The organism is Sphingobacterium zeae, from assembly GCF_030818895.1.
GTDB lineage: Bacteria > Bacteroidota > Bacteroidia > Sphingobacteriales > Sphingobacteriaceae > Sphingobacterium > Sphingobacterium zeae.
This window is the reverse complement of sequence record NZ_JAUTBA010000001.1, coordinates 201,132-216,628: the sequence shown is the minus strand read 5'-3', so window position 1 is coordinate 216,628 and position 15,497 is coordinate 201,132. Positions and strand designations below refer to the sequence as shown.

Annotated in this window: 12 protein-coding genes; 4 read left to right on the top strand and 8 right to left on the bottom strand. The window is 41.3% G+C overall.

The window, feature by feature from the left end; genetic code table 11:
* Positions 1–26 precede the first annotated feature (26 nt).
* On the bottom strand, positions 27–2,153 hold the full coding sequence (locus QE382_RS00905; RefSeq protein WP_307184319.1) for a carboxy terminal-processing peptidase: 2,127 nt from the start codon (positions 2,151–2,153) through the stop codon (positions 27–29).
* Positions 2,154–2,351: 198 nt separating this feature from the next.
* A complete protein-coding gene (locus tag QE382_RS00900) occupies positions 2,352–3,455 on the bottom strand; it encodes a tetratricopeptide repeat protein (RefSeq protein WP_307184318.1) in 1,104 nt (367 codons plus the stop codon).
* Between the two features lie 214 nt (positions 3,456–3,669).
* Here QE382_RS00900 and QE382_RS00895 point away from each other — a divergent pair, with 214 nt between their 5' ends.
* On the top strand, positions 3,670–4,950 hold the full coding sequence (locus tag QE382_RS00895; RefSeq protein ID WP_209577200.1) for a replication-associated recombination protein A: 1,281 nt from the start codon (positions 3,670–3,672) through the stop codon (positions 4,948–4,950).
* A 164-nt stretch (positions 4,951–5,114) separates the two neighbouring features.
* On the opposite strand, the gene QE382_RS00890 is transcribed toward QE382_RS00895, so the two are convergent.
* Genes QE382_RS00890 through QE382_RS00880 form a run of 3 tightly spaced genes read right to left on the bottom strand, consistent with a single transcriptional unit; the run spans position 5,115 to position 7,563 of the window.
* Positions 5,115–6,941, bottom strand: coding sequence for a PepSY-associated TM helix domain-containing protein (locus QE382_RS00890; protein ID WP_209577202.1), 1,827 nt, complete (start codon positions 6,939–6,941; stop codon positions 5,115–5,117).
* A 10-nt stretch (positions 6,942–6,951) separates the two neighbouring features.
* Entirely contained in the window at positions 6,952–7,227 is a 276-nt protein-coding gene (locus QE382_RS00885; protein ID WP_307184317.1) for a hypothetical protein, read from the bottom strand.
* A 3-nt stretch (positions 7,228–7,230) separates the two neighbouring features.
* Positions 7,231–7,563, bottom strand: coding sequence for a hypothetical protein (locus QE382_RS00880; protein ID WP_307184316.1), 333 nt, complete (start codon positions 7,561–7,563; stop codon positions 7,231–7,233).
* A gap of 344 nt (positions 7,564–7,907) precedes the next feature.
* Between QE382_RS00880 and QE382_RS00875 the strand changes: the two genes are divergently transcribed.
* The 3 genes from QE382_RS00875 to QE382_RS00865 all read left to right on the top strand — a co-directional run bounded on the left by QE382_RS00875 (position 7,908) and on the right by QE382_RS00865 (position 13,235).
* Positions 7,908–10,316 (top strand): TonB-dependent receptor, encoded by a 2,409-nt coding sequence (locus QE382_RS00875; RefSeq protein WP_307184315.1) that lies wholly within the window; start codon positions 7,908–7,910, stop codon positions 10,314–10,316.
* A gap of 23 nt (positions 10,317–10,339) precedes the next feature.
* Entirely contained in the window at positions 10,340–11,548 is a 1,209-nt protein-coding gene (locus QE382_RS00870) for a DUF4374 domain-containing protein (protein WP_209577210.1), read from the top strand.
* 154 nt (positions 11,549–11,702) lie between these two features.
* A complete protein-coding gene (locus QE382_RS00865) occupies positions 11,703–13,235 on the top strand; it encodes a S41 family peptidase (RefSeq protein WP_307184314.1) in 1,533 nt (510 codons plus the stop codon).
* A 61-nt stretch (positions 13,236–13,296) separates the two neighbouring features.
* On the opposite strand, the gene QE382_RS00860 is transcribed toward QE382_RS00865, so the two are convergent.
* From QE382_RS00860 to QE382_RS00850, 3 genes are all read right to left on the bottom strand, one after another.
* A complete protein-coding gene (locus tag QE382_RS00860) occupies positions 13,297–14,211 on the bottom strand; it encodes a phosphoenolpyruvate carboxykinase (ATP) (protein WP_307184313.1) in 915 nt (304 codons plus the stop codon).
* Between the two features lie 173 nt (positions 14,212–14,384).
* Positions 14,385–14,600 carry a hypothetical protein gene (locus tag QE382_RS00855; protein ID WP_209577216.1) on the bottom strand — a complete coding sequence of 72 codons (216 nt, stop codon included), beginning with the start codon at positions 14,598–14,600 and terminating at the stop codon, positions 14,385–14,387.
* Between the two features lie 388 nt (positions 14,601–14,988).
* Positions 14,989–15,417, bottom strand: a complete 429-nt coding sequence (locus QE382_RS00850; RefSeq protein ID WP_307184312.1) for a hypothetical protein — start codon at positions 15,415–15,417, stop codon at positions 14,989–14,991.
* Between the last annotated feature and the right edge of the window lie 80 nt (positions 15,418–15,497).

Sequence of the window (15,497 nt, the reverse complement as noted above, 5' to 3'; positions counted from 1 at the left end):
ACGTTACAGTTTTAGTTTTGGGCAAATTACATCGGTTTTTTTGTGCCAAAGTTGATGATATAATCGGTCATCACTTTTGCACTTTCGTCTTTCACGAAATCCAGGTCGATTTTAGGCTGTGATTTGCCTTCTTCCCAAGCTGGTTTCCCCTGCAATTTCAATAAAGCGTTGATGCGGTCTCTATTTTTCTTGAGGTTGTCATCTTTATCTTTCTTGAATTTGTTAAATTCCAATGGAATTTTAACATCCTCATCCTTTTGAGCTTCTTCGATGTCCTCTTTCAGATATTTATATTCCAATGAGTTTTTGATGCGTGCCTCATGCATCGCTTCCAATTTTTTATCGATTGCACTCAGATCAGCTACTTTTTTGAAGTTGCTTGATTGGATTTGATCCCAAGGGAGCGCTGATTTTTCTGAGCTTTCGCCAAATTTCTCTGCAGAAAACTGAGAAGGGAATACAATATCAGGCGTCACACCTTTGTGTTGTGTGCTGCTTCCGTTAACCCGATAAAATTTACCCAATGTAATATTGATCTGTCCATACTGAGGGGCGCCTTCCGGGGTGTCCGGATCTTTTTCGCCCGATGCCTTTAACAGCAATCGGCTGGTTGGGCTGATCACACGTGACATGTCTATTGCCGACTGCACTGTGCCCTTGCCGTAGCTTTGAGATCCTAAAATAATCCCTCTTCCATAATCTTGTATAGCACCAGCAAAGATTTCAGAAGCCGAAGCCGAGAAGCGGTTAATCATGACGCCCAGTGGGCCATCCCAAGAAACACCGGCATTTTTATCTTCTTCAACATCAATGTTATTTTTTGTATCTCTCACTTGTACAACAGGACCCTTGTCGATAAATAAACCTGTCAAATCAATTGCTTCAGGTAAAGAACCACCACCATTAAATCTCAGGTCGATAACCACCGCATCCACTTTCTGTTGTTTCAGTGTGTCCAATATCATCCTAACATCTCTTGTTGTGCTCTTATAATTCGGGTCACGTCTTCTGTAAGCCTCAAAATCCATGTAGAATTTAGGAATGTTGATGATACCCACTTTATACATTTTTCCGTCCGCTCCTTTGACGTTCATGATTTCTTTTTTCGCAGACTCTTCTTCAACGACGATTTTCTCCCGTACAAGGGATACAATGCGTGGATGAGAGTTCATTGGCTGGCCGGCAGGAATAATTTTCAGACGAACGATTGTTCCCTTTGGACCTTTGATTTTTGCTACAGCAGCATCCAGTCTCCAACCAATAATATCTTCAAATTCACCATCTTTTCCCTGCGCTACAGCAATGATTTTATCATTGACGTGAATGCTCTTGTCTTTAAAAATAGGTCCACCGGGGATAATTTCAAAGATACTTACCGCTTCGTTATCGATGGATAATCTTGCACCGATCCCTTCAAAAGTATTGGCCATTCCTTCGTTAAATGCCTGGGCAAAAGATGGATTAAAATAAGAAGTATGCGGATCTACAGCATCTGTCAGCGCTTGCATCACGATCTGAAAAGCATCATTTGCGTTGCTTTTTTTGGCCTGAGAGATCAAATTGACATAGCGTTTTTTTAATGTCTCTACCTGTTTGGTCTTTGCACTGTCGGTAGATTTGCCACTGGCAGTTTCTAAGTTGAGCAAGTCGTATTTCACACGTTTTCGCCATTGGTCATTGGCCTCCTCTGCCGTTTTGAACCATCCTAATTTTTCACGGTTAGGCTGGTAATACTCGTCTTTCGTATAATCCTGTTTTTTGCCGATTTCGGAAAGCGCATATTGCATTCTGTCCAGGTATCTCTTCGAATACACGTTGAAAATATGGAAAGCGGCCGATAGATCCCCATTTTTAATGTCCTGGGCAAGATTATTTTTGTAAGACTGAAATTCATCAATATCTGCCTGAAGCAGGTAATTTTTTCCTTGATCCAAACTTTTGATCAGATTATCGTATATAATGCCCGATATTGAATCGTTCATTTTGACCTTTTTGTAGCTTGCATTTTCCAATAATCCAGAGACTTCCTTAGCGATGATCTGATGCTGTGTGCTTGGTTTAAGCCCTTCGTCATCAGGAAGTGCGACTCGTGGTTTTGAACCACAAGATACAATGGATACAACAAAAAGTGCAAATATGAGTTTCCTAAACATATTTTCGACGGTTTTATTAATCATTCTTTTTAAAAAATATTCAGCTCTTTTTGATAAGCGTGCTAAATTTAGTGAAATTCATAGCACATTACCGCAGAATCTAAAAATTAATTTGATTTATGTTTCAATATTTACAAAAAGCTTAAAGTCGCTCTGTAAACTGCTCTTTCAGTAGACCAGCAGAAGGGGTAGATTGTTTTATTTATACAGTTCATTTTTTAACTGTGTATAGGCTTTGTAGGTCTGATCAGCCGATGGATAGTCTTTTAAGACCAGATATACTTCTCCGAGTTTGTCCAGTATTGCCAACGACAGTTGCTTATTATTTTCCGCTGCGGCCAACTCTGCGGCCTGCACAAACTCTTTGATTGCCACCTTAAAGTTACCATCCTTTTGTTTGGAGGAGGCCAGCAAATATTCAATTTCTGCAAGTTCGCTACTTAGTTTTTTGGCATTGGCCAGGTCACGGGCCTGCAGCAGAAACCATTGGGCCTCTGTATATTTATGCTGATTAAAATAGATTTCCGCAAGCATTTCCCAGGCAAAAATCTTTCCTTCATAAGCTTTAGCCTTATTGAATAGCGGTATCGCACTGCGAATGATGTTGTTTTCGGCTGTTTTATATTTTCCCTGTCCCGCTCGCGCCATAGCAATTAAAAGCCAGGCGTTTGCCTGCTCCACATAACTTTTGCTCTTCATCACGTACGTATGATAGTTTTGTGCACTTTCTTCGGCTCGCTCAAAGTCCCCGCTGTACAGCTGAAAATTGCTGATATTTAAATTGATTGTTGCAATATCATCCCTGTTATCGGTGCGGTTAGCCAAAGAAAGTGCCTGATATAAAAATGCTGACGCATTGCTGCTGTCGTTATTTTTAATGGAAAATAGGGCGGCTTCATTTGATAAAGCATAGCCTGCCGTCCAATTTTCCGCTTTCTTTTGCCCTTCAATTGCATCGTTCCAGGCGTTGGCAGTCGCTGGCATCGGATTCATTAAGTAGTTGAAATGCCCAAGGTTATTGGTGCTTCGCAGCTGCAGTAGCAAACGTTGGAGTAAGAGTTGCCTCGCAATTTCTTTGCTAAAAAATTTCTTTTCAGCATAGTTTTCTGCAAGTATTTCATTGGCTGTTTTAGGTGGAGGTAAGAAGTACACTTCTGGTCCGATACCCTTAAACGAAGCATCGTATTTTTTAATCGCGCCCGTATAATCTTTTTCTGCATTTTGTGCCACGGACCGACGCGGTATATTCATGAATATGGTCAGGGTGGTCAAGATATAAAACCAGTATTTTGTCATTCTCATTGATGATTACATCACAATTAATGCTTACTATAAACTTCACTATCGGAGCAATTCAGCGTTGTTTTTGCACAACTTTCAATACTGCTCATGCGCTGTGAAAAGCAATTTACATAAATAATAGAGCAAATATGACGAAAAATTGTGTGAAAAAATGTTAAAGCGTTAAACTAAAATATTTAGTCCCTGTGCTATTTTTAATTTATAACTTTGTACTATGGCGACACGAATTCCATTAGCAGAACGACTTAGACCGCGGCAATTGAGCGCTTATGTAGGGCAGCAGCATATTGTCGGTCCCGACGCAGTGCTTTATCATGCAATCCAGCAAAAGAATATTCCTTCCATGATTCTTTGGGGACCACCGGGGGTGGGTAAAACAAGTTTAGCCTTGCTGATCGCCAAAGAACTGGATCGACCTTTCTTTTCATTAAGTGCAATTCAGGCAGGGGTGAAGGATATTCGTGAAGTGATCGAAAAGGCCGAAAGGCTGATGAACTTCAACCAAGACCAGCCAATTTTATTTATCGACGAGATTCACCGTTTCTCCAAATCACAGCAGGACTCCCTGTTAGGAGCAGTTGAGCGCGGATTGGTGACACTTATTGGTGCCACCACTGAAAATCCATCGTTCGAGGTTATTTCAGCCTTGCTCTCGCGGTGTCAAGTGTATGTATTGGAGCATCTTTCCGAGCAAGATCTCATTGGTCTGATCGAGAAAGCATTGCATGAGGATGAATACCTGCAGAAACAGACGATCGTTGTTGAGGAGTATGAGGCACTCTTGCGGCTGTCCGGTGGCGATGCACGTAAATTATTAAATGTGCTGGAGCTGGTTGTCAATGCGGCCATACTACACCGAGAGCCGATCACAAATGCCTTTGTACTGAAACAGGTACAGCAGAATATGGCGATTTATGACAAAGCAGGAGAGCAGCATTACGATATTATATCCGCCTTTATCAAATCCATCCGTGGTTCGGACCCAAATGCAGCGGTATATTGGTTAGCGCGGATGATTGAAGGCGGCGAAGATCCATCCTTTATTGCACGGCGGCTGTTGATTTTGGCCTCGGAGGATATTGGTAATGCCAACCCGAATGCCTTATTGTTGGCCAACAACTGTTTTCAGGCGGTTAACGTGATTGGATGGCCCGAATCGCGTATTATTCTTTCGCAGACGGTGATCTACCTGGCTACCTCGGTCAAAAGCAATGCTTCTTATGAGGCCATTAATAAGGCACAGGCTTTGGTGAAACAAACCGGCGACCTGTCCGTACCCTTGGCTATCCGTAATGCCCCAACAAAGTTGATGAAAAACCTAAATTATGGCGCTGAATACAAGTATTCGCATGCCTATCCAGGAAACTTTGTTGTCCAGGAATTTCTTCCGAAAGAAATCAGCGGCGTCAAATTATATGAACCTGGTAAAAATCCACAGGAGGAGAAATTAAGGCAGAGTTTACGGGACAAGTGGAAGGAGAAATATAACTATTGATTCTGGCCCAGATTTAAACACACGGGCGGCGCTGTGCGAGATTTCATCAATAGAATTGTCGGACGATAGGAAAAATTTGGCGTCAATAGAATCATAAATTAGCGTCAACACTATAGCAAAGGCGAGTGATAAAGCTCGCCTTTGCAACGATGAACATCGTAACTTTAGTATTTTGTAGCAGGTTTGTTTTTTAGGGCAAATGTGCTCTTAAGCGGCATGCGACTGGCTGTGCCAGTCGTACGGCCAACAACGCTGTCATCGGATGAGTCCGTTTTACCATTCGCATTTTCCTTTTTTTGGTTTTGCAGCATCTTTTTAAAGATGAGTAGGCCGATGATGCCCAAAGACAACCAGAGGAGATCCACCAGTAAAATATCGTTTGCTCCTGAGCGATAAGTTTCCCAGATCCAGTTCCCCGTTTTTACACCATTCGCCATTGGGATTGCAAGAGACAATATCGAGCCGAGTAGGAGTGTTTCTAAGTTTGTTTTTGCGATGTTGCGCCGGATCACATAAAAAACAGCCAGGGCCAGCCAGCTATAGAAGTAAACATGGAATATAAACGATTGATCTACTTTCGTCGCCAGCTTGACTGCAATAAAGCACATTGCTGTAATTGGAAACATCGTCAGGCAGCTCGCCATAAATACATTGGCCGCCCAGAAATTAAAGATGCGTTTGCGTTTGGGGATATTATTTTTATCCCTTGCGACGAGCCAGATCAGAATACCCGATATGATCACAAAGCAGCCCATGATACCCAATACAAAATAGATAATCTTGACGGGATAGCCACCAAAATCTGCTAAATGGAGTCGGTAAATAAACCCCTTCATATAATCTAGATAAGAGCCATTTTCTGCCGCCGATTTTTCAAAGAGGATTTTATCATCGGCCACCCGATAGATAATTTTCCCCGAACCGGCAAAATTTTTATCGATATCGGCATCATAAAGCGCTACGACATGCATGCTTTTGTCTCCATAATTTTTGATAAAGATGCGGTTCATATGGCTATTTGGCCATTTGCTTTCCAGCTTGTCCAAGAAGTTACCCATGTTGAAGCTTGTCTTGAGCGGCTCATACAAATACGTATATTGTGTATTGTCGCTATAGCCAAGGGCTTCATATACTTGATCCTCCTTTCCATCATAGAGATATTTGCTAAACGGAATAATCAATACGGAGTTTACGATCAGTACGATTCCCGTCAGGGCATACATAAACTGGTAGGGAAAGCCGATCACACCCAGGGCCGTATGCATATCTGTCCATACCGTTTTCCATTTGTTGCCGGGCCGGAAGACAAAGAAGTTGGATTTGATTTTATCCCAATGGAGCATCAGACCAGAGATCAGCGCAAAGAGGAAGATAAACGATACCAGCCCAGCAAGGGTGTAGCCAAAGGGTCTGCCAATATTGATCCCAATTTGGTTGAGCGGCGCTAAGAAGTGAAGGCGATACAAAAATTCACCCATGGTATAGCCATCGCTATAATCTGACGATTTTTTAGTAGCCAGGTCATAGGAAAAATACATCGAATCTTCGTTCCCACGTCGGCCGCGGCCACGTCTTTTCTTTTTTTCATCTTTGGCCTTTGCATCTTTTACCGCTGCACCTTTATTTTCCGTCGCGAGTCGTTTCTTTTCGGCCAATTCTTTTTGCGCCGCTACCGCTTTCGCTTTATTGGCCACCAGGGTATCCTGCGATGCGCCGATATTGACATAACTCGCATGACCGTTGTGCTGCATGTAAAAGGTAATATCTCTTCCTTTTAGTTCTTTAATCTGTGCAATAGAATCTAGGAGATGATCAAAAACCATATTTTGGTAGCTTCCACCTTTGTCGGACTCGTTTTTTTGCCAGGCATTGATTTCATTTTTAAAAAATGAAAAAGATCCCGCGAAAAAAATCACATACAAAATGGCACAAATGATTATCCCAGAGATTGTATGCGTATTGAAGTAGATATTATAACGTCTTAAATTCATGATAAGGATATTATAGGTACATAAAGATGCTATAGAATACAGCGATCAGAAACAGGTATATGCCCCATATCAGCCAACCACTTTTTGCAAGAAAGGCAACGAGCAATAATATTGCCCAGGCGATAAAACCTGTGACGTAAGCCGTAATTAAAATGTCTGTTTTATCGCATATTTTTGTTAAGCAAAGGTGGAAGTATAGCATCACAAAATAGCCCCCAAAGAAACCCGCGGTCAATTTGAGGAAACGTTGAAAAGGAGAGCTTAGATATTTTTTATTGGCAGGCATGTCTTAAAACACAAAAAGTTCAAAAAACAGAGAAAGAAGCAGGATAACGGTCAGTTGTTTCCATTGGAAATACCGATAGGGCCACAAAAGCACAATCAAGCTAAAGAATCCCATGGTATAGGCTCCAAAAGCCAATGTTCCCGAAAGAGCACCCTGCAAGTACATGGTCCATAGCCATGAAAGACCGAGCACAGCCATGGCCAGTAACCTCGCACGGCTCTTATTTTGTATAAGAGCGATCACGAAAGATGAACCTGGTTTGATAGGCACCTTTGCCGAGGAACAGTACCAAAAAAAGCTACCGGTGAAAATAAATAGGAGTAAAAGCGTATACATTGTTGACTATTTATAGTGATTAAATATCACTTCTTTTATTTAGATTCATTTTAAACTATGCAAATATATCAATTATATTTATTCTTACAACTTGTCTAAAAATTTATCCGCTTTATTAATCACCACTCTTTTATATGTGTATATATCTCAGTATGAGTTTACTTGTTTTCAAGTGAAAAATAGAGGTTAATTGAAATTATTATTTGTAATAAATCTAAATAAATCTATATTTGTGCCGGCGATGAAAATAGTCTCCTTCTAATGATCGAGATGGCTTCGAGATTTTTCAATGAATAGACTATTTAAACGTCATGATAAACAACTGAAATTATTACCAAACGAACATGTTTAAGTCTTCCTACATCGTTTTTATATTTTTATTAGTTTTTACGAACTCAGTCCAAGCACAGCGCATCCTTACAGGTTATGTAAAAGATTTGTTTGGAAAAGGAATTGAAGGTGCTACCGTTAGTATACTGGGCACAGAAAACCGAACCTCTACTGATTTGGATGGGTTTTATAAGTTGCGTGTAGACGCTAAACCACCCTATAAGCTAGAAGTAACTTCTATCGGGTACATTGCACAGAGCGCACTTTTAAAAGGCAATGAGAATTACAAAGATATTCAGCTCAAGAGAGATGAACGTGTTCTTGAAACGGCCAATGTTAGGGGGCAGACCGAAAACCAACGCCGAGTTAACGAAATAAAAAGATCCGGGTTTAATGTCAGTGTGATTGATATGAACCGATATGCCAATCAAACAGCCAATGTCAATCAGATTTTACGTACTGCGCCCGGTGTCACCATCCGTGAAGACGGCGGACTGGGATCCAATTTTGTTTTTCGCATTAACGGGTTGGCTGCAAAAATTTATATAGACGGTGTTCCGATGGATGATTTTGGGCCAGCTATGTCGTTGAATAATATCCCTGTCAATCTGGTGGACCGGGTGGAGATTTATAAGGGGGTAGTTCCGGCATTTTTGGGATCAGATGCTCTTGGTGGTGCCGTCAACATCATTACTAAACAACGCAATAGGCACTTTCTTGATCTGAGTTATAGTTATGGATCCTTCAATACACATCAAGCATCATTAGTAGGGATGTACACCAATCCCAAAAGTAAGCTGTCGATTCGTACCAATGCTTTCTATAATTATTCCGACAACGATTACAAGATGTATACGGAGGAGAAGTATGGAATTCTTATTCAAAAAGTAATCGATAATAAATTTGTCACTATTGACGAAGCAAGACGATTTCATGACCGTTATTATTCAAGCATGGGTCAGATTGAGGTGGGGCTGCGGGATAAAAGCTGGGCCGATCAGTTTTTCGTAGGACTGACGTATTCAGGTAACAATAAGCAAAATCAACTCGGCGCCACAATCAACAAACCTTTTGGTGGCAACTGGACCGAATCGGCTTACATTATGCCGACCATTAGCTACAAAAAGCAAAACTTTCTAATACACCGCCTTTATGCTGATATGTATGCCAACTATGGTTATGACGTCACCCGGAATAGGGATACGGCAACATATAACTATGAGTGGGGTGGCCGTCCAATCGCCAATTCCACTGGAAATACCCCTAACCGAGAGAAATATATAAGAGATAATACCAGTAGTTTACTTGGAAGAATAAACTTGAACTACGATTTTGACGAGAGCCGCACGCAGAGCTTAAACCTGAATTATAATATCAGTACCAATGACCGTCAAACCTATGATAAAATCTTAAATCACAATACTTCGGGATTACCAAAGAATATGATTAAACATATTGCGGGTCTAGCCTGGCAAAGTCAATGGTTTGACAAACGACTGGTTGCCAACCTTGCCTTTAAATACTACGGTATTGATACCTACCAAAAGATTGACGAACGAAAATACGACGATAATAATCAGTATTTGAGTGGTGACATCGTGACACAAACAAACTATTTGGGCAATACGGGCTATAGTATCGCTGCCCGTTATCGGATATTCAAAGATGGTGGCGTAAAGTTCTCTGCAGAAAGAGCCTATAAATTGCCTGAGATGACAGCAATATATGGTAATAATTTTAATATTCTTTCCAATTGGGATTTAAAGCCCGAGAATAGCGATAATCTCAATGGCGGTTTTTACTACAATACCTTTTTTGACCAAAACCATTTTATCAATATAGATCTTTCCGGTTTTTATCGCTTGGCAAAAGACTATCAAAATACACGCATTGTAACAGACAATGGACAGGACAAATTTCAGTACTACAACATTCCGGGTGTAAAGATCTACGGCGGAAGTTTCGAAGCACGCTACGGGTATAAAGATGTTATTACTGTCGCCTTCAATGGTAGTTATGACCGAGCCATCGATAATCAGAAATACACCAATGAAAATAATCAACAAGTGAGCGCGACTTATGGGTACCAGATCCCAAACCGGCCATGGGTCTATGGAAATTTGGATTTAAGTTTTGCACAAAACGATTGGTTCAGTAAAGGCAGCCGTACACAGATCAACTGGACGACACAGTATACCAAATGGTTTTACCTAAGCGACAGCCATTTGGGCTCGCTGGCTTCCAAGAATTATATTCCCACACAACTCGTACACAGTTTGCTGCTTAGCTATTCCTGGAACCGCAACCGCTATAATCTCTCGGGTGAGGCGCGTAATATCTTTGACGAACGCGCTTACGACAACTTTCGTCTTCAAAAACCGGGGCGCGCATTTTATGTAAAATTTAGAGTTTCAATCCTATAATTAATAAAATAACATTTATAATCATGAAAAAAAATAGATTATTTGGTTTTTGTGCATTCGCTGCACTACTGCTATCTTCCTGTAAAGATAGTCCAAATGTGCCTGAGGTAACAACGCCCGAACCGACAGAATATTCGGTATGGGTTGCTACGGCAAATGGCTCCTATCTTTTAACGACGGATGAGATCATGAAGGATACCTTGTTATCGCCAGCCAACAATAAGGGCGTAGACATTACCGGCAACTTACCTCAAGCTCGCTATGCCGGTTACGCGTACATCTTTAATGGTTATTATTACCTGTCCAACGATGGTACACGTTTCAGTAAGCACCAATTGGTACAAACCCCTCAAGGGCTTTTATTCAAAGAAGTAGATAATTATGCGTTTCCAAGTGATTTTTACCTTGGAAAAGTTGCCAGCCAGTTTAGCACAAACGACGAAATTGTCTTTACAAGTACAGGAGCCAGTGATGCCAACCTAGAGAAAAAAATATTTGAAAAAGATATTTACTTTATGAACACAAAGGATATGACGCTGAATAAGACTTTAAAAGCGCAGATCCCGATGTTGGATTACACCGTATATAAGAAAGATGGAACGGTCGATCCGACGATCCTCAATGTGACCAGTATGCGCGTTGCTGGAGGCAAGGCCTATTTTGGATTTTTCTACTACGATTCCGATTATAAACCTGTCAACAAAAAAGCTTATGCCTATATCTGTGATTACCCAAGTATGGCCAATGGTCATATCATGAGCGACGACAGAGCGAGCTACGTAGCTGGTCACTGGCAGCGAGAAAACTATTCTTTCCTTGATGATAACAACAATCTTTACCTTTTGACGCGTGGTAAAACAGATGGTACTTTTGCGATCTTGCGCGTCAATAATGGACAGACGGAATTTGACAAAAGCTACTTATACGATCTGAAAGATTATGCCGTAAAAGGTGGTGATCTCGCCTGGTTGGGTGATGGTAAAGCGTATATCAGGCCCTATGTTATCGATGTTGCCAATAAGAGAATCGTCGCCAACTTAGCCGAGATGACAGGTGGCGACCCTACGACTACCATTAATTTGATTCAAGACGGCAATCTCTATACCGCAGTGAAAACGCCCGCATCAAAGTGGTTTATCTACGAATATAACATTAAGAACAATAGCGTTAAAAAAGGTGCTGAAATTGATCCTGGAGTTACGCAGGTCTATCACATCAATAAATTGAAATAAAGTACAAACTTTTTAAAACCTTTCCCTATGATAGATTGTTATTATAACGTTTTTCAATAGGTAGTAAACACGCTGGCACTCCCCAAGGCTAGCGTGTTTTTTTTATTGCAGATAGGATTAAATTTTTTATGTTTGTTTTACAAATGTTTCAACTATGAAATTAAAGACTTTAATCCGAGCAGGAAAGTTTGTTGGTATAGCGCTGACAGGGCTGGTTGTCGTTTCCTGTAAAAAGGATAACCCTAAACCTGAGCCAGAACCCGAGCCCGTTGTGACCGAGCGTACCGAAGCGCAGCTAATTAAGGATGATATTTACAAGTATTATAAATTATATTCCCTTTGGGAGACATCCATTCCTGACTATAAAGCCGATCCTTCCAAGTTTACCGATCAATACAGTTCTGCCGATGCAGTGCTTGCCGCACTCAAGCGACTGACTCCAGCGCATGCAGCCTATTCAGGCGGTGTGTTCGACCGGTTTTCGTATATCGTGGGGCTCGATGGTTACAACACGGCAACTGCAGCTACTGGAAGGCTCAAGATGGATACCAACGACGGGTATGGGATATATGTTCAATTGGGTACCGACGATGGAAAGAAAGCCTTTCCGATTATTTATTTTGTGGAAGGTGGATCTCCGGCACAAAAGGCAGGCTTCAAGCGATCCGATTTTATCACAGCCGTCAATGGAGATGCCGATTATTCTGTGGCTGTAACGTGCACAGATGCTGGTTGTACCATCAATGATGCAAGTGCACGGGATAAAATGATGAACAAATTAAATGCTGCCCTGGATGCCCCTACGCTCACTCTTCAGGTAAAACATCAGGATGGAAGTACTTTTTCAACGTTAATGAGCTATGCAAATGGTTATACCATTAATCCGATTTATAAAGATACTATCTATGAGTCAACCGGAAACAATGTGGGCTATCTTGCCCTGTCTTCCTTTGAACAAATAGAAGACCCGGCCGCTTCGGGATCAAGTAGCGAAGGGATAGCGAACAAGTCGGCGATTGATGCTGTCTTTACCAAGTTTCAGGATAAGCAGATTAAAAGCCTGATCGTTGATCTGCGCTATAATGGCGGCGGTTATGTCGATGCTTCTGCCTATATTGCTGATAAAATCGGTGGTGCAACTACCAAGGGCAAATTGATGCTTACCTATGAAGTAAACAATTACATCAAATCCACGCCAAGTATCAATAATATGTTTCAGGATACCAAGTTTGAAGGCAAGAGCAATTTAAGCCTCAATAAAGTCTACTTCCTGGTGAGCGAAAGTACAGCATCTGCTGCCGAAATGCTGATCAATGTACTGAAACCATATATGCAAGTACAGATCATAGCCTCCGGTACGCGTACTTACGGCAAACCGGTAGGTTTCTTTGAGCAGGTCGTCCAAAACAAAGTTTCTTTCTGGCCAGTTTCCTTTCTATTGAAAAATTCTGCTGGTTTTTCTGACTATTGGGATGGACTTGTTCCCGATAAACGTAATATAGAAGATTATGTATTTGCTGATGTGGGGAATAAAAAAGAGACCATGCTTGCGACAGCATTGAACGATGCTGCGCCAGGTATCACGACCAAAGCTTCCATTAACGCTGTAAGTCGCAAAGGATATCGTACCCTCAAAGGAGGAGAGGTCAATATCCGACCAGATCGCGGCATGATCAAGAAACGTTAATCAAGACATATGTGTTTTAAAAATCCCCTAAGCATACAACTTAGGGGATTTTTTTAGGTTATTATTCGTTCGGAAAAAGAGCCGAATGACACAGCGCTGCAGCGGCCGCATCCGGCAAACATTTCAAATAACCGACAGGAACCTGTGCAATGATTTTCTCCAAGATGGTGTTCATGCTTGCGAAAAGGTCTTTGTTCCACCGGATGGATGTACAGCTTGGCAACACGGCAATAAAACCCTTCAGCCCCGTTTGCCATTCAAACTCATTTTCAGGTGCCTGTTGTAACCGTACCAGACCCTGTAGCGGCAAACATTCGTTCTTATAACACGAGGTTTTGCCACTCCATGGAGTCCCATAGATCACAATTCCTTCAGGTTTTATTTGGATCGCAGGATTATCATCATTGAGCAAAACACTGTCTGGAATGTATTGTAGCCATAGACGGCTATGCGTACTTTTACCAGTTCCACTCTTGCCTAAAAAGGCCACGCCTCTACCCTGATGGTTCACTACAGATGCGTGGATCATGATGGTGTCATGTAAGAGGCTCGCTTGTCCAAAGATCATCATGGCCATCCAGGTGATCACCGCACCTTGTTCTGCTGCAGCACTACTCGGTATATACAGTGTGGACTTTTCAAAATTACGTTCACTATGGAGATACCATAGGCCGTCGCCCTTTTCGTTTACGATTGTGGTGACAAAACCATCTTCCCTTTCATAAAAGCGAAATCGGTTCCCCCATGCGATAGACTCATCTGTGCGGAGCAATCCCATATCCTCCGGTATCGGCGCTTGCGCAAAGCTGATCGCGACGCTAATGTCAGTTTTCTCGGTGGAGGCTAGCCATTGGAAGTTCTTAAAAGAGGGGAGAAGGTTTACCAGCGGATAATCTACGGGATGTTCAAATTCCAACACTAATTCGGCAATGCGGTAGCGCGTTTGGGATAATGTCGTTGAAGCTGGTATCTGCATAGTGCAATATAAATAAAATTTGTCTCTAAGAGTTGTAATAGAATAGGTTGGTCGCGAAGCACAACATATTCTGTAAAGGGCAAATTACGAAAGAATATTAAAATTCTCCATCAAAAAAACATATTATCAAAGCGTATAGGCTCAAAATAAAGACAATTTTTTAGACGCATAAACTATTTATTTTTCTTTTTTGGCGGGCACGATGCTTTTTTGAGTTTTTGTATCCTTCGTAGTTCTTGAATGATACTTGATGGAAGTATGTTATATTGTTCTACCGCTTCTTCGATAAAAAATCGACCTTCAAGTATACTGGACACCGCCATCTGAAGCCGTTCTTTAAAAGGAGGCTTTGGCTCGCCAAGGTTTTCCGTTTCTCGCTTAGTTTTCATTTTTTTAGACAACAATGTGTTTTTATTTAATTAATCATTTTATCAAAAAGACCTTATTTTTCTTTTAAAGAAACATTAGAGGTTCTAGTTTAGATGAATTCGTTTATTTTCAATTCGTAACACATCCATCATGATGTAGTGTGAATAGCGGTTTTAATGTTAGTATACTAATCGATAGTCTATCGTACTATTTTAGGCTATCCAGTTTTTACTTACTCCATTTTTACATGCGGCTAGTTATTGACGATTTGTCTTACACAATGGATATTTCTTCCTTCATTTTATCCAGGTGAGGATAGGTAACATTTCCCCAGGAGAAAAGCCAGGCTACTCGGCTAAACGATGATTTAACGGAATACGCTTTGTTAATGTCATAATTATCTGCCGTTCAATAATGGTATTCACCCGCTGCCAAAGCAACTAATAGCACTCTGGCGGGACTTCCCGATACCGAACTGCCGCCAACAGAGTATGCCTTTGTTCGGTAACCTCCAAAGGAAAGCGTAAGATTATTTTCATCATAAGCGGAATTTGCTGTATTCTCTGCTGTCTGTATGGTGGTCGAAGTCTGCGAAGTTGCCGCTATATTTCCTTTTCGGGATTTTATGAGCGCGTCTACTTCAACCCGTGAGACAATTGATTGTGCAGGTGTACTTTCCGTATTGTTTCTGCTCGCTTTGATGGAAGACATAACCTGGCTTTTTGAAACGACTTCTTCATTACCTTTGACGCCCACATTTAATATGGCACCATTGGTTGAGGGAAATTGCTCTTCCTTTGATGAGCAGGAAGCAAACGCCACCGTTATGCCGAGCATAAGCCGGGGCTTAAATTGTTTATATATGTTTTTTAATGACATAAGTGAAATTTTCTTTAGATTAATATGCCTATATATCA

What these genes read in the sequence shown, in the direction of transcription:
- QE382_RS00905 (WP_307184319.1), bottom strand. Translation starts at nt 2,153, where the DNA reads ATGTTTAGGAAACTCATATTTGCACTTTTTGTTGTATCCATTGTATCT.
- QE382_RS00900 (WP_307184318.1), bottom strand. Translation starts at nt 3,455, where the DNA reads ATGAGAATGACAAAATACTGGTTTTATATCTTGACCACCCTGACCATA.
- QE382_RS00895 (WP_209577200.1), top strand. Translation starts at nt 3,670, where the DNA reads ATGGCGACACGAATTCCATTAGCAGAACGACTTAGACCGCGGCAATTG.
- QE382_RS00890 (WP_209577202.1), bottom strand. Translation starts at nt 6,941, where the DNA reads ATGAATTTAAGACGTTATAATATCTACTTCAATACGCATACAATCTCT.
- QE382_RS00885 (WP_307184317.1), bottom strand. Translation starts at nt 7,227, where the DNA reads ATGCCTGCCAATAAAAAATATCTAAGCTCTCCTTTTCAACGTTTCCTC.
- QE382_RS00880 (WP_307184316.1), bottom strand. Translation starts at nt 7,563, where the DNA reads ATGTATACGCTTTTACTCCTATTTATTTTCACCGGTAGCTTTTTTTGG.
- QE382_RS00875 (WP_307184315.1), top strand. Translation starts at nt 7,908, where the DNA reads ATGTTTAAGTCTTCCTACATCGTTTTTATATTTTTATTAGTTTTTACG.
- QE382_RS00870 (WP_209577210.1), top strand. Translation starts at nt 10,340, where the DNA reads ATGAAAAAAAATAGATTATTTGGTTTTTGTGCATTCGCTGCACTACTG.
- QE382_RS00865 (WP_307184314.1), top strand. Translation starts at nt 11,703, where the DNA reads ATGAAATTAAAGACTTTAATCCGAGCAGGAAAGTTTGTTGGTATAGCG.
- QE382_RS00860 (WP_307184313.1), bottom strand. Translation starts at nt 14,211, where the DNA reads ATGCAGATACCAGCTTCAACGACATTATCCCAAACGCGCTACCGCATT.
- QE382_RS00855 (WP_209577216.1), bottom strand. Translation starts at nt 14,600, where the DNA reads ATGAAAACTAAGCGAGAAACGGAAAACCTTGGCGAGCCAAAGCCTCCT.
- QE382_RS00850 (WP_307184312.1), bottom strand. Translation starts at nt 15,417, where the DNA reads ATGCTCGGCATAACGGTGGCGTTTGCTTCCTGCTCATCAAAGGAAGAG.